This is a genomic window from Vibrio rotiferianus CAIM 577 = LMG 21460, assembly GCF_002741985.1.
In the GTDB taxonomy this organism is placed as follows: Bacteria; Pseudomonadota; Gammaproteobacteria; order Enterobacterales; family Vibrionaceae; genus Vibrio; species Vibrio rotiferianus.
Genome location: NZ_APHW01000111.1, coordinates 135,770 through 153,766 on the forward strand (window position 1 = coordinate 135,770; position 17,997 = coordinate 153,766).

Annotated in this window: 13 protein-coding genes and 3 pseudogenes; 11 read left to right on the plus strand and 5 right to left on the minus strand. The window is 46.1% G+C overall.

All coding sequences use genetic code 11. From position 1 onward, the window contains the following. Window positions 1-194: 194 nt before the first annotated feature. The 4 genes and pseudogenes from B853_RS25295 to B853_RS25310 all read left to right on the plus strand — a co-directional run bounded on the left by B853_RS25295 (window position 195) and on the right by B853_RS25310 (window position 3,181). Complete coding sequence (locus B853_RS25295; protein ID WP_009697909.1) at window positions 195-920, plus strand: NUDIX domain-containing protein; 726 nt, start codon at window positions 195-197, stop codon at window positions 918-920. Between the two features lie 31 nt (window positions 921-951). Next, complete coding sequence (locus B853_RS25300) at window positions 952-1,605, plus strand: nicotinamidase (protein WP_010453099.1); 654 nt, start codon at window positions 952-954, stop codon at window positions 1,603-1,605. 212 nt (window positions 1,606-1,817) lie between these two features. Then, window positions 1,818-2,174: a VOC family protein gene (locus tag B853_RS25305; RefSeq protein WP_038885564.1), complete on the plus strand. Its 357-nt coding sequence runs from the start codon at window positions 1,818-1,820 to the stop codon at window positions 2,172-2,174. 117 nt (window positions 2,175-2,291) lie between these two features. Next, a pseudogene (locus tag B853_RS25310) lies at window positions 2,292-3,181 on the plus strand (DMT family transporter). 5 nt (window positions 3,182-3,186) lie between these two features. On the opposite strand, the gene B853_RS25315 reads toward B853_RS25310, so the two are convergent. Further along, on the minus strand, window positions 3,187-3,927 hold the full coding sequence (locus B853_RS25315; RefSeq protein ID WP_005436345.1) for a DeoR/GlpR family DNA-binding transcription regulator: 741 nt from the start codon (window positions 3,925-3,927) through the stop codon (window positions 3,187-3,189). A 91-nt stretch (window positions 3,928-4,018) separates the two neighbouring features. Next, entirely contained in the window at window positions 4,019-4,408 is a 390-nt protein-coding gene (locus tag B853_RS25320; protein WP_038885561.1) for a VOC family protein, read from the minus strand. A 158-nt stretch (window positions 4,409-4,566) separates the two neighbouring features. Here B853_RS25320 and B853_RS25325 point away from each other — a divergent pair, with 158 nt between their 5' ends. The 5 genes from B853_RS25325 to B853_RS25350 all read left to right on the plus strand — a co-directional run bounded on the left by B853_RS25325 (window position 4,567) and on the right by B853_RS25350 (window position 12,913). Next, window positions 4,567-5,046, plus strand: a complete 480-nt coding sequence (locus B853_RS25325) for a peptide-methionine (S)-S-oxide reductase (protein ID WP_038885560.1) — start codon at window positions 4,567-4,569, stop codon at window positions 5,044-5,046. 716 nt (window positions 5,047-5,762) lie between these two features. Beyond that, on the plus strand, window positions 5,763-6,203 hold the full coding sequence (locus B853_RS25335) for a PTS sugar transporter subunit IIA (protein WP_038885557.1): 441 nt from the start codon (window positions 5,763-5,765) through the stop codon (window positions 6,201-6,203). A gap of 11 nt (window positions 6,204-6,214) precedes the next feature. Further along, window positions 6,215-7,615 carry a PTS fructose transporter subunit IIBC gene (locus tag B853_RS25340; RefSeq protein WP_010453114.1) on the plus strand — a complete coding sequence of 467 codons (1,401 nt, stop codon included), beginning with the start codon at window positions 6,215-6,217 and terminating at the stop codon, window positions 7,613-7,615. A 121-nt stretch (window positions 7,616-7,736) separates the two neighbouring features. After that, window positions 7,737-10,157 carry a GH92 family glycosyl hydrolase gene (locus B853_RS25345; protein WP_038885556.1) on the plus strand — a complete coding sequence of 807 codons (2,421 nt, stop codon included), beginning with the start codon at window positions 7,737-7,739 and terminating at the stop codon, window positions 10,155-10,157. 47 nt (window positions 10,158-10,204) lie between these two features. After that, a complete protein-coding gene (locus B853_RS25350) occupies window positions 10,205-12,913 on the plus strand; it encodes a GH92 family glycosyl hydrolase (RefSeq protein ID WP_038885554.1) in 2,709 nt (902 codons plus the stop codon). A gap of 63 nt (window positions 12,914-12,976) precedes the next feature. Here B853_RS25350 and B853_RS25355 read toward each other — a convergent pair. Next, a pseudogene (locus tag B853_RS25355) lies at window positions 12,977-13,138 on the minus strand (VOC family protein); the annotation flags it as partial. Window positions 13,139-13,196: 58 nt separating this feature from the next. On the opposite strand from B853_RS25355, the pseudogene B853_RS25360 reads away from it, so the two are divergent. Continuing rightward, a pseudogene (locus B853_RS25360) lies at window positions 13,197-13,433 on the plus strand (helix-turn-helix domain-containing protein); the annotation flags it as partial. A 160-nt stretch (window positions 13,434-13,593) separates the two neighbouring features. Here the strand turns inward: B853_RS25360 and B853_RS25365 are convergent. Both B853_RS25365 and B853_RS25370 read right to left on the minus strand, forming a co-directional pair. Further along, window positions 13,594-15,558 carry a TonB-dependent receptor domain-containing protein gene (locus tag B853_RS25365; protein WP_038885551.1) on the minus strand — a complete coding sequence of 655 codons (1,965 nt, stop codon included), beginning with the start codon at window positions 15,556-15,558 and terminating at the stop codon, window positions 13,594-13,596. A 21-nt stretch (window positions 15,559-15,579) separates the two neighbouring features. After that, window positions 15,580-17,181 (minus strand): alpha/beta hydrolase-fold protein, encoded by a 1,602-nt coding sequence (locus B853_RS25370; protein WP_227741920.1) that lies wholly within the window; start codon window positions 17,179-17,181, stop codon window positions 15,580-15,582. Between the two features lie 135 nt (window positions 17,182-17,316). Between B853_RS25370 and B853_RS25375 the strand changes: the two genes are divergently transcribed. Then, window positions 17,317-17,997: a hypothetical protein gene (locus B853_RS25375; RefSeq protein WP_128827053.1), complete on the plus strand. Its 681-nt coding sequence runs from the start codon at window positions 17,317-17,319 to the stop codon at window positions 17,995-17,997.

Here is a 17,997-nt window from a genome sequence, read left to right on the forward strand (position 1 = left end):
CCACTCATTTTTATAAGGTTTTTACGCGCAAAATTCCGACAGTTATTGTGGATAACCCAAATAAATAAGCGCATCCATACCTAAGGCCAATTATTCTGTGGTGGCCGCCATGTTTCTAACAATCGGTTACTTACCCATTGATTGACTACTTGTTATGCGCTAGATTACTTACAAATTATTCTCAGGACCAAATCATGATCGTAACCGTCGACATCATTCCATTCAGACTATCTGGCTGCGCCGATAAAGGGTTGGAAGTGTTGCTGATCAAACGTTCAAATCCAGAGCGCCCTTACCATGGCGTATGGGCTCTACCCGGCGGATTTGTATTTGATAAAGACATGACCCACGAAGGTGGACGCCCAGCAGACGAGAACTTCGAAGCGGCACGACGCCGTATTTGCCGTGAAAAAATCCACACCTACCCTCGTCACTTTAGTGAAGCCTTTGTCGATGGGGACCCAAAGCGCGATCCTGAAGATTGGAGCCTGAACATCACTCACTATGCCTTGGTTGACCGCAACAACAAAGAGCAAATCGATAACGCTGGCGTACCAGAATGTCATCTAAAGTGGTTCCCACTACAAGCAATCCTTGATGGTGAAGAAACCCTCGCTTTTGATCACCAAAAAATGATTGAAAAAGCATGGCAGAAGCTGCGCGCCTCTATCGAATACACCTCTGTCCTGCTGTTCGCACTTGATAAAGAGTTTCTAGTTGCAGACATCATCGCGGCCTATCAAGAATTTGGCATCGACATCAGCCGCATGACGATCAAACGACGCTTGATTGATTCGGGTGTGCTCAAGCCAACCAACAAAGTCGCTTCCACCAATAAAGGCAAAGGCGGTAAGCCAGCCATGGTGTACACCCTAGCAAGCGACGAAGTGACCTTTTTCCAAAACTGCTTGCGTGGCTAACGTAAGCATAAAGACAGACAAGGAGTCTGCCATGACAGTTCGAGTTAATTACCAAACCACCGCTGTGATCGACGTCGATCCAGAGAAAGGGTTTACCGAACTTTGCCCTGACGAACTGCCAGTCACTGGCGCATTAGACATCGTTCCAGAGCTTCTAAAGAATCACACGAAAGGTCGTTTGAAATTAGTCAGCCGCGACTTGCACCCACCAAAAGCAGCTTGGGATGCAGAAACGCCTGCGAACATGCTTGAACCAGTAGGCCTACCAAACGTGGATATTAAGTGGAACCGCCACTGCGTACTTGGTACTACGGGCGTTGAACTGTTGGATGGTCTACCACCTGTTCTGGAGTACGATTTCCAAGTGAATAAAGGCATGGACCCAGACGCACACCCTTACGGCATCTTTTTCCACGACGTGGCTGACACCAAAACCACAGGTGCAAATGAGTTCCTAAAATTCAACCACATCGATACGGTGGTGGTTGGTGGCTTGGCACTCGATTTTTGTGTGAAAAAGTCCGTCACTCAAGCACTCGATTTAGGTTTCAAAGTGATTGTGAACCTAGCATCTAGCCGCGCAGTCTTGCCAGATACTATCGATGCAGTGATTGCCGAGATGGAAGAGAAAGGCGCAGTGTTTGTTAACAACGCAGATGACATCATCGTAGAAAACTTCGCGTAATTTGCGTCTACAAACCAAGATATTCTCGCTGAACCAAGCGTCTCGAGGTTACTTGGGTATAGTCAATAAAACAAAACGGTCCAGCTTATCTGGACCGTTTTTCGTTTGTGATATTTGCATTCAGAAACAGCAAAAACGAGTGCTGGATTGGAGAACATCACCTCAGGAATTATTACACTAATAGTAATGATCTGAGCAGAAAGGACGCCATGATGCACCAACATGAAAAATTAAACTACGTTGAGTTTGGGACAACCAACATCAGTGCAACTAAACAGTTTTTCGAGCAAGCTTTTGGGTGGAGCTTCGTTGATTACGGTCCTGAGTACAGCGCATTTACAGGTCAAGGTTTAGACGGTGGCTTTTATGTAGCGGAGCAAGTCAGCCAAACAACAAATGGGGCTGCGTTGCTGGTGTTTTATAGCTCAGATATTCACGCCACGTTAGCCAAAGTTGAGGAGTTCGGTGGTCAAGTCATCCGCCCGATTTTTGAGTTCCCCGGAGGTTGTCGTTTCCATTTCACCGAACCGAGTGGCAATGAGTTCGCGGTCTGGTCTGAAAGCCATTAATTTATAAGCCACAATCGGAACTGACATTGGATTACTGGTTGATCTCACCTTTGGTTTAAGTCACTGTTAGCGCAACAATTAATCAATGAGGCGCTAGACCTCGACCAAGGGTGTAACATGAGTGCAGCCAGTTTTTTTCGCTTACTTTGTCTCGCTGCTATTTGGGGAGGTTCGTTTCTATTTATGCGAGTCGCCGCCAATACATTTGGACCCGCTTACTTAATTGAGTTTCGGGTAGCCTTCGCAGCAGTAGCATTATTGATGATTGCCCTCTACCTCAGAAAGAGAGTTGTCTTCTTCAAACACATTAAACACTTTTTCATTATTGGCCTGTTTAATAGTGCCGTACCCTTTGTGCTTTTCGCGTATGCAGCACAGACACTGAATGCATCAACGTTAGCTATTCTCAACTCAACGGCACCGATATGGGGGGGGCTTTAATTGGCTTTGTTTGGTATCGCAGCCCGTTAAGCGCAAAAGCGATTCTTGGCATGATGATAGGTATTGGCGGTGTCGCCGTTCTTGTTGGCTTGGATTCTTCAACTATGGGCAATGAGGCAATATTTCCTATCGGGGCGAGTTTAATGGCTTCATTCAGCTACGGTATTGCAACCAACTACACCAAGAATGCGCGACAAGTCTCTGCCTTTGATAATGCTCACGGCAGCATGTGGGCAGCGGTGATTTGGGTACTTCCTTTGCTGCCATTCTTGCCAATGCGGGCAGAACCAAGCACCTTTGAATGGGGCTCTGTGATTACACTCGGTGTACTATGTACTGGCTTAGCCTACTTACTTTACTTCCACTTAGTCTCTGAAATTGGCCCGACTTCAGCCCTCACGGTCACGTTCCTTGTCCCTGTTTTTGGTATCCTATGGGGCTATTTAATTCTGGGCGAGCCGATCGGCTTCAATACCATCATAGGTACCATTCTGGTGCTGAGTGGAACGATGTTGGTGACGGGCTTCTCCCCTTCCGCCGTGCTTGCTAAGAGAAGGGCAAAGTAGATTAGTTAGCCCAACACCACTTCCACACCTTGCTTTCTCAACTGTTCGAGGTCGCTTTTCGGAGCGGCTTCGTCGGTTAACAGCACCGAGATTTCACTCGTTTTACCAATTGAAGATGGGTAGATTTGTCCAAACTTGCTTGAGTCCGTCAGCACGATATTACGGCGCTTTTTCGCAATGATGGTTTCGGCGATTTCTGCGCGCATCATATCTCGGCTAGTAAAGCCAGTATCTTGATGGAAGCCGTCAATACCCAAGAAAGCCGTGCTGAAGTGAATATTCTCAATACACAGCTTGGTTAACGGTCCAACTAAGCTCTCGCCTTGATGCTGATACACACCACCAAGCAAGATGATATTAGCTGAGGTGTTACGGATGAGGTGGGCGATGTACGCCGATGGGGTAATGATGGTCACGTCACCACGTTCAGCCAGCGTGCGAGCCAATAGCGCATTAGCACTGCCGCCTTCGATCAATACGGTTTCGTTTGGTGATACCAAGTCTGCCGCTTTGTTGGCTAACGCTTGTTTGATGTCGAAGCGCACTTCGAGTCGCGTATCAATATCGTCACTTTGTAGCGCCGTCGCAGCGCCATGTACACGCTTCAAGTAGCCTTGTTGCTCAAGGAAATTCAAATCCTGCCTGATGGTCACGCCCGACACGCCAATGATGTCAGAAAGCTCCGTTACTTGAACGCGTTTGCGGTCATTAACCAATTGCAGGATTTCATTTTGTCTTGAGTTCACAGGCTCGCTCCTTATTAATGAGCTTGCAGTATACGCCCGAACACTTTCATATGAAAGCAGCCTGTGAACGATAGAAATAAGCTAAGTCGCGTTACACCGTAAGCTCAAGACGGTTGCCATCCGGATCTAACACGCAGCTTTCATAATAACCGTCACCCGTTTGTCTCGGACCGTCGATCCATTGGTAGCCATCATCCACTAAGGTTTTGGTCAATTGATCCACTGCCTGTTCTGATCCTAGAGCGAAGGCAAAGTGTGCCAACCCTGTTACCTGCATCGCATGAGATTTTTCACAAGCGGTCACAACTTCCATCGACATCAACTCCAATCGTGCGCCACTTTCAAACGAAAGAAAGTAAGATGAAAACTGTTTAGTTGGGTTGTGGTATTTATCGTTAGAAACCGCGTTAAAGTATTTCTCATAGAAGGCTTTTAGCTCTTCCAAACGTTCAGTCCAAATCGCGATATGTTCAATTTTCATTAGGATTCCCCCTAGCTCTTAACTGCGTTCAATCTAACGAGGAAACGCAGCACAAAAAAGAGAGCAAATCACTTCTGAGTTGTTCCTGTTTTATGGTTGGAGTTGTGTTTGAATGAAAGTGATGCCCATAATGGCGCAAAGTTTTTCAGGACAGAATGATGGAAGAAATTTACTTCGCAGGCGGCTGCCTTTGGGGCGTTCAAGAATTTATGCGCCACCTTCCGGGCGTAATCAGCACCGAAGCAGGACGAGCAAATGGCTCAACGGATAGCACTCAATCTGAATACGATGGCTACGCAGAATGCGTGAAAACCCAGTTCGACCCTGAGCAGGTTTCGGTTGAAACTTTAATGGGGTATCTGTTTGAGATCATCGACCCGCACAGTGTTAACAAGCAAGGTGAAGACGTAGGTGAGAAGTACCGTACTGGTGTCTATAGCCAAAACGAACAACACCTAGCCATCGCTAAAGCGTTTATCGCAGCAAGACCGGATGCTGAGAAGATCGCCGTAGAAGTACTGCCACTTACAAACTATGTGCCAAGTGATGATGAGCATCAAGACCGACTCACACGCTTTCCAAACGACTACTGCCATATCCCGTTAGATTTGCTGCATAAGTACAAGAATCCGTCTTAATGGACTAGCTAAATCCAGCGTAACAACCCCTCCTAACCTCCTCTTGGCTTCAAATTCGGAGCTTACATTCGCCAATGTGTATCAAGGGGAGGAACTAGCTCAGTTCACTATCAGCTCTCCTAAGCGCTTTATTTCTTTTCTCAAAGAGATAGAAAATTACGTTAATAAAAGGGTTACTATACCCAAGTGACTTCAAGATGCAGGATTCAGAGCGTTGTCATTGATTCGAGGTGAAGGAAAACAACGCAGCGTAATAGCCAGCTCTTTCCAAGTTGTTTGACGCAGAAGTCGAGTCAATGACACGCTCCCAAAGGGCGAGTTGTCTTGGCTTGTATACTTTGTTGTCGATTCTTGATTTAGACCCACTAGACCTTTAAATCGCCGCCGCGTCTACAAACCAAGTCATTCTCGCTGAACCTAGCATCTCGAGGTTACTTGGGTATATATAGCCTTTAGCACAAAGCCTCTTTTTTATAGCAAAATTGAACCATATTTGATTCCCTTCTCGTTTATTTTCAAGCTTCATTACTAGTTTCAAAATAAATGGAATATAAGTCACAATACTAATTCCCTTCTAGCTCATTGATATTAATGACTTCTATCACACTTAGCTCTCAGTGATACAAAAGTATAGTTATTGGATTTTTTTTACTATTTCAGAAAACCGTAACATTAATTAAATTTGCCTCATTACTTCAGTACCAACGAGTCAAAAAATGATTACAGAACTAACAAACGTCAATTTAATTAAAGGCAACCTTCAAGCAAATAATAAAAAAGAAGTCTTTGAAGAGCTAGCACAGATGCTATTCGAAAATAATCGAATCAGCAGCAAAGAGGCTTTTTTAACCGACATCGAAGCACGTGAAGCATTAAGCGTGACTTCAATGGACGGCATCGCTTACCCACACGCAAAAAGCAAAGCGGTTACAGAGCCTGCAATCGCTGTTGGCGTAAAGCGCGAAGGCATCGAGTATGGCGACGAAGAGGGAGTCAAACCGACCGTATTCTTCATGATTGCTTCACCAGATAACGGTGCCGACCACCATATTTATGTTCTTCAAGAATTGTTCGGTAAATTTAGCGAAGAGTTTACTGAAGATATTCATAACGCAAAAGACGAAAACCAAATACTAAATATTTTAATTAATTCATAAGGCGTGAAATTATGAGTACTATCACAGCTCAAGCTAGTAATAATAGCGATTTCAAAAAAATCCTAAGTACCATGAAAGGTCACCTTTTATTCGGTACTTCTCACATGCTTCCATTTATCGTTGCGGGTGGTGTACTACTGGCGCTAGCGGTAATGGCATCAGGTAAAGGTGCGGTTCCTGCGGACGGTTTATTAGCTGATATTTCTAATATCGGTATTAAAGGTCTGGTGCTGTTCCCAATTATTCTTGGTGGCTTCATCGGTTACTCAATTGCAGACAAACCAGCTCTAGCACCAGCGATGATCTCTTCTGGCATCATGGCTGACATGGGCGGCGGCTTCCTTGGTTGTATCGTAGCGGGCTTCATCGCAGGTGGTGTGGTATTCCAACTTAAGAAGATCCCTCTTTCTGCTAACATGACTGCGTTGGGCGCTTACTTCATCTACCCTCTACTAGGTACGCTTATCTCTGCAGGTATCGTTCTATGGGGTATCGGTGAACCAATCAAGATCTTCATGGCTTCTATGAACGAATTCCTAGCTTCTATGGCTGGCGCTTCTAAAGTGGTTCTAGGTACGATTCTTGGTGGTATGACTGCATTCGATATGGGCGGTCCAATCAACAAAGTAGCAACGCTATTCGCTCAAACTCAAGTTGATACACAGCCATGGCTAATGGGTGGTGTTGGTATCGCAATCTGTACGCCTCCTCTAGGTATGGCACTAGCAACATTCCTATTCAAGAAGAAGTTCACTAAGCAAGAGCAAGAAGCAGGTAAAGCAGCAGCAATCATGGGTTCTATCGGTATCTCTGAAGGTGCTATCCCATTCGCAGCAAACGACCCTGTACGCGTTCTTCCTTCAATCGTTGCTGGTGGTATCGTTGGCTGTGTGTTCGGCTTCCTAACAGACGTTCTACTACACGCACCATGGGGCGGTCTAATCACAGCTCCTGTATCAAGCAACATCCCAATGTACGTTGTGGGTATCGCACTAGGCTCACTAACAACAGCAGTTATCGTTGGCTTCTGGAAACCAGTAGCTGAAGAAGAAGCAGAAGACGAAATCGCAGAAGCAGCACCTGCACAAGCTCAAGCGGCTCCAGCAGCAGGCGAAGGCGAGTACGACATCGTAGCAGTAACATGTTGCCCATCTGGCGTAGCACACACATTCATGGCAGCGAAAGCACTAGAGAAAGCAGGTGCAGCAGCGGGTCTGAAAATCAAAGTAGAAACTCAAGGTCAAAACGGTATCCAGAACCGCATCACTGACCTAGATGTAGCAAACGCGAAGCTGGTTATTCTAGCTCACGATATCCAAGTAAAAGACGCTCACCGCTTTGCAAAAGCAAACGTTGTTGAGTGTTCAACGAAAGAAGCGATGCGTAACGCAGCGACTCTTGTGAAAGCTTAAACCTTAAGCTCCTCCCCTAAGAGCCCTTTCCCCCTAAGGGCTCTATTTCAAGTTTTCAAGTTTTAGCAATACCCGTGATTTTTAATAACCATATAACCCTACATATCACAAGGTCTTAAAAATGAAATTCAAACCTTCCCTACTCGCTTGCGCAGTTCTCAGTGGTCTAGTCGGTCTAACAGGCTGTAACAGCGACAACGATTCTTCCTCTTCACTGCCTGGCGATCCAATTGTTGATCTCGCGGTGTTGAAATACGTCGATCCAATGATCGGCACAGCAGCTTCTGGTCATACATTCCCGGGCGCGACGGTACCGGCAGGTATGGTTCAACTGTCTCCAGATACCTTCATCGGCTCTAACACAGACCACGAATCTGGACTTAACCCTTGGCACTCGGCTTCTGGCTACTGGGATTCATCCAACTACGAAACTGGCGAAGTAGTTAACACTGACGTTCCGCTGTACGGCTTCTCCCATACTCACCTTTCAGGTACAGGCGCAACGGACTTAGGCGACATCTTGGTTCTGCCATACGCAGACATGGCGAACACACAACTGAACTCTTTCGACAAAGCCAATGAAGAAGCAAGTGCAGGCTATTACAAAACCAAGCTAAACCAAGGTCAAATCGAAGTAGAACTAAGCGCAACCAAACGCGTTGGCTTGCACAAATACACCTTTGCTGATGGCGCAGACCGCAACGTGAAGTTCGATTTGGGCCATACCCTAATGAACAACAACGGCAAATCTTTGAAGAACAAAGTAGAAGTGGTGGACGAATACACCATTCGCGGTCGTAAAACATCAACAGGCTGGTTCCAAGGGCAAGATCACCAAGGTCAGGACATCTTCTTCTACGCGAAATTCAACCAGCCAATCGCCAAAGCAATGTTGGGCGAACAAGATCTAGAACCAACGCGCGAAATGCGTGATGGTGCGGTTTACTCAGGCGATGATCTGACGGCTTACCTAAACTTCGGCACAGGCGAAGAGTCAATTGAGATCCGCGTGGGTATCTCTCCAGTTAACTGGCAAGGCGCACAGAAAAACTTAGAAGCGGAAGCACCAAGTTTCGACCTAGCAAAAGTAAAAGAAGACGCAGAATACGCGTGGGCTGAGAAGCTAGCAAAAATCAAAGTAGAAGGCGGCACAGACGCAGAGAAAACCAACTTCTACACTGGCATGTACCACATGATGATCGCACCAATCGAGTTCTACGATGTGGATGGTCAATACGTGGATATGCTTGGCACAGTGCGCACACTGAAAGATGGCGACACACCAAACTACTCGATTTACTCAACGTGGGATACGTTCCGCGCCGTTCACCCAATGTGGACCATCATCGACCCAGATCAAGCAACGCTATACGTGAAAGACTTGATTCGTAAATCTAACGACGAGTTTGGTTTATTGCCGAAATGGGAAGGTCACGGTTCAGAAACTGGCACCATGATCGGCTACCCATCGGCAGCGATTCTGGGCGATGCGGTAACAAAAGGCTTGATTGATGCAGAGCAGGCTTACACGGCGTCGGTGAAATCAGCGCGTTACACACCGCATGAATACCCACAGATTCATGACGACATCCTAAGCTCACTCATGGCAGGTCAGCTGAATTACCACGAGAAAGAACAGTGTGTTCGTTACCCGAACTGGAACTCAGTGTCGTACTCGTTAGAATTCTCCTTCTACGATTGGACGATCGCAGAAATGGCAAAAGCCGCCGGCGATATGGACGCGTATGAAGAGTTCAAAGCTCGTTCTTACAACTCTTTGAAACACTGGGATGCAAAAGCAGGTAACGCAGACGGCACAGGCTTCTTCGTACCAACAGAGCTGAAAGAAGGCGACCCATGTGCACTGAAATACGCTTCAACTGACTTCGACCCTTACAAATCTGACGCGTTCTACTACACAGAAGGTAACGCGTGGCAGTGGCAATGGGCGTTCATGCAAGACTTAGACAAGCTGACTGAAATCATGGGCGGCACGCAAGGTCTGAACGACAAGCTGAACAACCTATTTACTGCCGATCCAAATGGCGGCGAAGCGCACCAAGACATGACAGGCTACATCGGTCAGTACATTCACGGTAACGAACCTTCGCACCACGTCATCTACTTGTACAACCGTACTGAAGAGTCTTACAAGGCGCAGGAATACCTAGACCAAGTTTACGACCAGTTCTACAAACCGACGCCAGACGGCATCATCGGTAACGAAGACGTGGGTCAAATGTCGGCGTGGTACTTGATGTCGGCACTGGGCTTCTACCAAATCTCGCCAACCGATCCAACCTACAGCATCGGTCGTCCAATCTTCGACAAAGCGACGGTAGACATTGGTTCTGGCACGTTCACGGTAACGGCTGAGAACAACGGTCCAGACAACATGTACATCAAAGAAGTGACCATAAACGGTAAGCCTCTGGATGTGTACAACACCTTCCAGCACAGCGAATTCAAAGCAGGCGGCGAACTGCACTTCGTGATGACAGCTGACAAGTCTGAAGCAATGCAAGCCAACCTAGGCGAATAATGATTTTGAGGGGACCTCGTGTCCCCTTTTCTCGTGGAATAAAAACAATGAAACTAAAAAGAACCCTACTCTCTACTGCAGTGTTAACCGCCATGCTTGGTCTTGCTGGTTGTGGCAGCGACTCTGACCCAGAAACTCCGGTTATCTCTACCCCTACTTTGGAATTCGTTGATACCTTGATCGGCACTAAAGGTCTTGGCAACGTCAACCCATCTCCAGTCATGCCAGAAGGTATGATTCAACCGTCACCAGATAACTTCGATCCAAACGGTTGGAATGGCAAAGGCTCACCTGTCGAATACGATCCTGTGCACAGCCTGCTTTCTGGCTTCTCAATGACTCACATTTCCGGCGCAGGTAAAGGTGACCTAAACGACTTCGCCTTCTTGCCATACACAGGCTTCAATACTGATGCCGTGACCATGGATAAAAGCTCGGAAGTGGCGGAGGTTGGTTACTACTCGGTTGACCTTGTAGAAACAGGCGTAAAAGCTGAGCTGTCAGCAACCGACCGCGTGGCGTTCCAACGTTACACTTTCAAGCCGGGTGAAGACCGTAAAGTGCGTATCGACCTGCAACACGAATTGTTGGAGCAATACGGCAACCACTCTCGCAGCATCTACTACAAACGCGTTAATGACACCACCGTCGTAGGCGCGCGCACCTCAAACGAATGGGGTCAATGGCAAACCGTGTTCTTCGCGGCAGAATTCTCTGATCCAATCATTGAAGAGAACCTGTACACCAAGCTGGCTTCTGAAAGCAAACTCACTCCAACCGACGCTACGGAAGTCGGCTTGGAAGATTACCGCGGCTACGCAGAGCACAAACCAATGCCGGGCGAACCAGAACCTGACCCAGAACGTTTGGCAAAACGCGCAAACGATGTCCTGACTCACTTGAACTTTGGTAAGAGCGATGAGCCATTGGTGGTCAAAGTAGCGATTTCTGGCACTGGCGTTGACGGCGCATTGAAAAACCTAGAAGCAGACACTAACGGCTGGGATTTCGACAATGTCGTACAACAAAACCGCGTGGCTTGGGAAAACATCCTTGGCGAGTTTGAGCTGGAAGGCGGCAATAAAGCTGACAAGACCATGTTCTACACCTCCCTCTACCGTACGTTTGTTGCTCCATTCCTATACCAAGATGTGGATGGCAAATACCGTGGCATGGATGGCAAAGTGCACCAAGCAGAAGATGGCTTAGTGAACTATTCAGTGTACTCAATGTGGGATACCTTCCGCGCTGCACACCCATTGAAAACCATCATCGATAAAGACCGCGCGATTGAACACGCACGCGATCTATTGAACAAATACCAAACGGGCGGCGTGCTGCCAAAATGGGAACTGCACTCGGATTACACTGGTGAAATGGTCGGTCATCCTGCGGTCTCGGTTATTGCCGATATCATGGTAAAACACCCAGAAGCCTTTACCGCTGCTGAGTTTGATTTGGCACTGAAAGCCGCTGACGAAACAGTCAACTTCAACCTTGATAAAACCGAAAGCTGGGTGCCTTACCAAGATGCTTGGAACGGTGACAAACGCTTCACGGTAATGACGCGTCACAACGACTACCAAGAAGACATCGGCTTTATTCCAGCTAACACCAAATGGGCGCCGGATTCTGGTGACAAACCGGGTTACGTTGAAGGCTTAAAAGTCGATAAATACGACGAGCTCGTGAACGAGTCGGTGTCTTACGGTCTTGAGAACGCTTACTACGACTGGTGTATCGCTCAGATCGCTAAACTTGCGGGCAACGACCAACAGTACGACCGCTACATGGCACGTTCTGAATCGTTCAAGAACTACTTCGATTACAACCCAGAACAATACGGCAAACTGCAAGACACCAAAGGCAACGCATTGGGTGCAACGGGCTTTATGCGTCCGGCTTACATGAACAGCGGCAGCAAGGTTTGGGCAAACAACCTGAAAGCCGAATGTTTGGACGAGAACATGGCGCTGTCTATCCCAGACGGTATGGACTACAACGCGTGTAAAGACCGCAAAGCACTCAACGAAAGTGACGTGTTCTGGCCTTACCGCGCCGAGCACCGTGGTGAAGACTTCACCGAAGGCAACACATGGCAATGGACATGGTTTGCACCGCACAACTTGAACGGTCTGGCTAACGTGATGGGTGGCGAGCACATCGACCGCACTGACTTCTCTCTTCCTGAAAACGTAACCGAAAAAGGCAAAGCGGCATTCCTCGCTAACTTGAATGCGCTGTTTAATGCGGACTCCAACGCCGATACGAGCCAATCACACGATATGTCGGGCTACATCGGTCAGTTCGTGATGGGTAACGAGCCTGATCACCACGTGCCTTACCTTTACAACTGGACGGCTGAGCCTTGGAATACACAAGAAATTGTCGATCAAGCGATGAACGAGTTCTACCACCCAACCCATGAAGGTCTGATTGGTAACGAAGACGTTGGTCAAATGTCGGCGTGGTACGTGATGTCTGCATTGGGCTTCTACCAAGTCACACCGGGCGATGCAAGCTACACCATCGGTCGTCCTCTGTTCGACAAAGCCGTGATTCCAGTCGCGGACGGTAAATTCACCATCACCTCAGAAAACAACAGCCAAGAGAGCATCTACGTGAAGTCGGTGACCATCAACGGCAAACAATTGAGTGACAACTTCAGCTTCGCGCACAGCGATTTGAAAGATGGTGGTGAACTGCATTTCGTCATGACTTCAGACAAATCTGAAGCGATGAAAGCACCTCAATAAACCTCTATCACTCTTCCCTCTTCAAAGGTCAGTTCGCGAGAGCTGGCCTTTTTCATACACAAATCAATTGATGTTCTGACCAATGCGCCACAGCACGCCACTAGGATCGTGCAAACAGAACTCTCGCATCTTCCAAGGTTGATCAACCAGTTCCGTCATCTTGGCTCCGAATGACTCCAGATCTACGTTCGAGACGTGTTCATGCCAACTGGCAACACCTTTCATCGGCTAATACATTACCCGAACGCTCAGGGGTCGCTTTTACCATAAGCTCCACGAGCGATTACAATATGTATTTGAAGCTTGCTGCGACTTATCACCAAAACAGTTTTTATTAAACATTCGGCTTAACCAAGTACGCAGAATGCTACAGAACTCTGAATTGGACAAAACCATCTCTGAAATCGCGTTTGCCTTCGGTTTCTTTCACTTGAGTCAATTTAGCCGTTTATACAAAAACTTATTTGGAGAGTCCCCCAGCGAAACTCGCCAAATATTTAGGGGGAAATACATCGTTTGAAGTTGGGGGCACTGAAGAGAGCATAGAATTTGCCGCTAAGACACTCCAGCAAAATAAAGCGCGTAAGAGGTTGAATGTCATACTTACGCGCTCGATTCCATTGGTATGTCTATTTGAGAAGTTTTAGAAAGCTTTCAAGACACAAGCGTAAAACCTGTGATCAGAATTCAAAGTCAACGGTTAGATAGTAAGTACGTCCCATTTCTGTATCTTCATAATCTAAGTCTGTTTTATCTAGACGTTCATCCGTCAAGTTTGTCACACCAGTCTTGATGGTGAAGTTATCATTAATCGTGTACGCCCCACCAAGAGATAAGATAGAGTAATCATCTAGCGTGTTGTCTTGGCCATCCTTTTGCTTGCCCGTGTAGTTCACTGTCGCAAATAGCAGCAGATTTTCAGTACCTTGCCAGTTTAGATTCACATTCGCCAACCACTCTGGTGTATACGAAATATCCATGCCATTTTCTTTGTTTTTTGAGTCGGTATAGGTAGCATTCGAGACCAAAGATAAGCTATCAAAGATATCTAACTCACCTTCTAACTCAACTCCTTTAGTTTCGACTCTATCGATGTTTTCATACTTGATGATGTTTGAAGTCCCGTTGAAGAAAGGGTCTAAATCGCGATCAATTAGATTCTTAACATCATTGAAGAATATCGTTGCTTGTACGTAGCCACGAGTCGCATAGTAAAGCGTCGAGAATTCATAAGTTTTCGACGTTTGAGGTTTAAGATCAGGGTTACCGACTAAAGTACATCGCCCACCACAGCTCACTAGCGAAAAATCTTCTGAAGACTGGAAAATAGTTGGAGCTTTAAATCCTTCCCCATATCCACCTTTAAAAGTAAAGTTCTCGATACCGTTGTAAACCAAATACGCTCTCGGACTAAAGTTATTACCAAACTGGTTGTTGTGCGTTAAACGACCACTAATTGTCGCTATTAAATCATCATTCACTGAGTATTCGTCTTGCACATAAACAGCGCTTTGCGTGACGGAGCGGTCACTAGAATAGTCACGTTTGTTCTCTACACTCGTGTAAGAAAATTGACCACCCACTGAGATAAGTTGATTCTCTACGTTTTCTAGAACGAAACGACCATCGACCGTGTGGTTATCTTGTGTCATTTCCGCTTTTTTAACCAGTGGATGGAAGTTGTCCTCATTTACTTTTGATGTTTCATAGAAATAAGAAAAATCTGACTGTCCCCAGCTCCAATTACGATTATGGCCCAATGTAGAGGTTAGCTTTTCACGATCATACTGGCTCTTATACACCGCGTTTCTTTGACTAAAGTAACTGTATTCAACTCTATCATCCAAAGCATATGCGACATCGAAGTAAACCTCATCGTGCTCGGTCGGGAGCCAACTTAAACCACCACGAACAGTTTTTCTATCTTGCTCAGCTTGGGGCGAGAAATTATCGCCTGCATCATCAGGGAACCACGCATTCTTTTTACTCATATCCAATGAGAGCGTGTAAAACAACGAATTGGGAACGAGAGCTCCTCTGGCAAACACATTACCAATCGCGAGTTCACCATCGGCGTCGTTAACCAAAGAGGAGGCATTGTTATCCTGTGGAAGGCTGTAAGAAAGGCTACCAGAGACCGTAGTCTCTTCTTCCGGTTTCTTTAGAATTACGTTGACCACACCACCAATAGCTTCGCTACCATACAGAGATGACATAGGGCCTCGAACAACTTCAACTTGTTCAATCGCACTTAAAGGTATGCTTGATAAATCAAAAGAAGCACCGCGAATCACTGTCTCACTTGAACTCGTACGACGACCATTGATTAAGAACAGTGTGTAATTGCCATTTGAAGAGTTTTGGTTATGCAAACCACGAATAACAACTTTAGGCTCGCTACCCGTATTTCTTAATATATGCACACCAGCGACATTTTCTAACGCAGTCGTAATATCTGTCGCTGGAATTCGGTTCAGTTCCTCTGAGGTAATGACAGAAATAGAAGCGGGAGCATCCTTGACCGATGTCTCATGCTGAGCTGCGGTGACTACCATCACTTCCATGTCATTATCATTGGCGTGCGTAAGTGATGGCGCTGTGGATAGCGCTAACGCCACTGCGAGGCTTAAATTATAACGTCTCATTATTAGTCCTTTTATAGGTTTCTATTTTTCTGTGTTAAACAGGGCTATCAGCCCACCAGCTAGCATCGCGCGCCAGCTAAAGTAATCGTGTCCACTTGCTCCTTTCTCAATAGCAACCTTGTATCCCTTACTCTTAAGTGCCTGATAAAGCTGTTGGTTAGTAGCGAGAATACTGTTTGACTCAGGTTCGACTTCGAATAGCCCAACTGTTAGGTATATCTCAAGATCTTTTTGGGCTTCTGCCCCGACAACATCCGCCATCCAGTTGCTATGGCTACTTTGTATTTCAGTCGCTTGAGGAACCCACCAGAAAGAACCAGATTGGCTCAATACTTTGCCAAAACGGTCAGGGTGCTGGAGTGCAATGTACATAGAGGCTAAACCTCCGAAGCTTGATCCTGAAAGCACCGTATTTTTGGCATCAGGACAGATATTCTGGGTATCACAAAGCCATGGCATAAGCTCATCAGCGAGAAAATCAGCGTAGGCTTTGTTAGGTGTGAGCTCTGCCGCACGCATACTCGGCATCGGGGTATTAACAAAGATCGCTCTCATCGCGGGAACCTTCTCATTAGCAATCAAATTATCGAGAATGAGAGGCGTTGGTACTCGTTCTAAATAAGCATCGCCATCAAACAAAATTAAGACTGGAGAATCACGACTGATTGAATAGATTTCGTTTGGTTGATATATGCTGATCTTTCTAGTGCGAGCATTTTCCGGACTTACATATGTATGATCGGCAATCGTCCCCTTTGGATTCCCACTCTGTTGGGTAAACACATCATTACTCCAAGTCTTAAGAGTTACTGTCGACGCGGAGCTGGATAAATTATCGCCTTTTCCAAGCATTGGCTTAAAGTTCAATGGATCTGGTTTTATTGTCGCTAGAACGGCACGTCGCTGCTCTCTGCTTTCACCATCCAACAATTGGGGAACATTAGGGGCAATTCGATAAGATAAGCGAGTGCTATTAGGAACTTGATAAGAGCGAAACCAGATATCTGTATCGCCGAGTTGACTCAAATGAGCGTGCCCACCATAGGGTGTCCCCAGTACTCTAACGTTATTAACATGGCCTCTGTACAAAAATGTAATCAGAGTAGAATCGTCATCGCTGTGCTCAATCAAAGGAGCACCGCCTTGCTGAAAAACTTGTTGCCAGAACTCTTGTTCAGCTGCAGGGTTCCCCTGCTCTAACTGCTTTGAGGTATGCGCGATTATTGGACTGATAATAGGGATATCCGGAGAAACATACTGATTGTCTTTTAGAGCCAAGGCGTTCAGCAATATTGATACTCCCACCGCACACTTCTCAGCAGCAACGATCTCGATATGGTAGATCCCCGGTTTCTCTACATACCAAAACAGGTCTAACTCTGCAGTTGGAACACTAATCAGAGTTTTGACTACCTCTCCGTTTTCGTCCTTAACAACGACACTATCGAGCGCTTTTTCACTTTTAATGTACCCGCGAAAATAACTCGTTTTTTCAACGCGTAAGGGAAAAGTATCCTGACGTTCTACGGTTAATCGCTGCTCTGAATTTATGCTCAGAGTCTCATTACTTTCCAATGTATTTGATGTAGATAGCAGTGCGGCCAATACAATAAAGTTCATCATGCGCCATATTTCTAATGATATTGATTCTCATTAATGATAAGTTTTTTTGAACTTTGTAACAGCAAATTTGGTTATGCAAAACAGTCATTCTGTTATTCATCACCAACGTATTTTTATGAAAAATTGGTAGAAAACATGGCTAAACGACTTTCTTCTTTTCCCAAGAACGCTTTGATTCGTTGGAAGAATTACGATCGTACCCACGTACTGGTGTCTGATACTGCGACCTCTTCAGAGCATTTGATCGAAGGAGAGTGTACCCGTTACAAAGTTAAAGATGGCTTTTCTATCAATGGAGGGACGACGACAGAACTCGCGGACTATCAAGTCATCTCAACTGCTAGAAAGTCTTTAATATTGGTCCTTTTGCTTGAAGGGAAACTGAATTTTGGCTACGACAACTTGAGATTTACCCTTGATGCAACTCATTCACCGCAAGGTGTCCTTGTTAATCTCACTAAACCGGTCACTTTTAGGCGAATACTTCATAAAAACAACACCGTAACTAAACTCAATATCGTCACTCCAGTTACATGGGTAGCAGAAAGGTCAGAGAAAAACTCGGTTATAGAAGCGTTCACGGGGCAACATATGGCGAATTGCCCGATAGAAATTAATAAAGCGATCCTTCAACTCGCTTACGACATAACGAATAGGGGCACGCCAGAAGGTTTATTAGAAAAACTTCACATTGAAACTTTGACCCAAAGATTATTGCTCAACGTATTTGAGCAAGTCCTCTGCTCTTTGCCGAATGAAGGGGGGGGCTCTCGGAAAAAGGTGCCAAAGGAAACTCTCAAGGTGATCACGCACTAG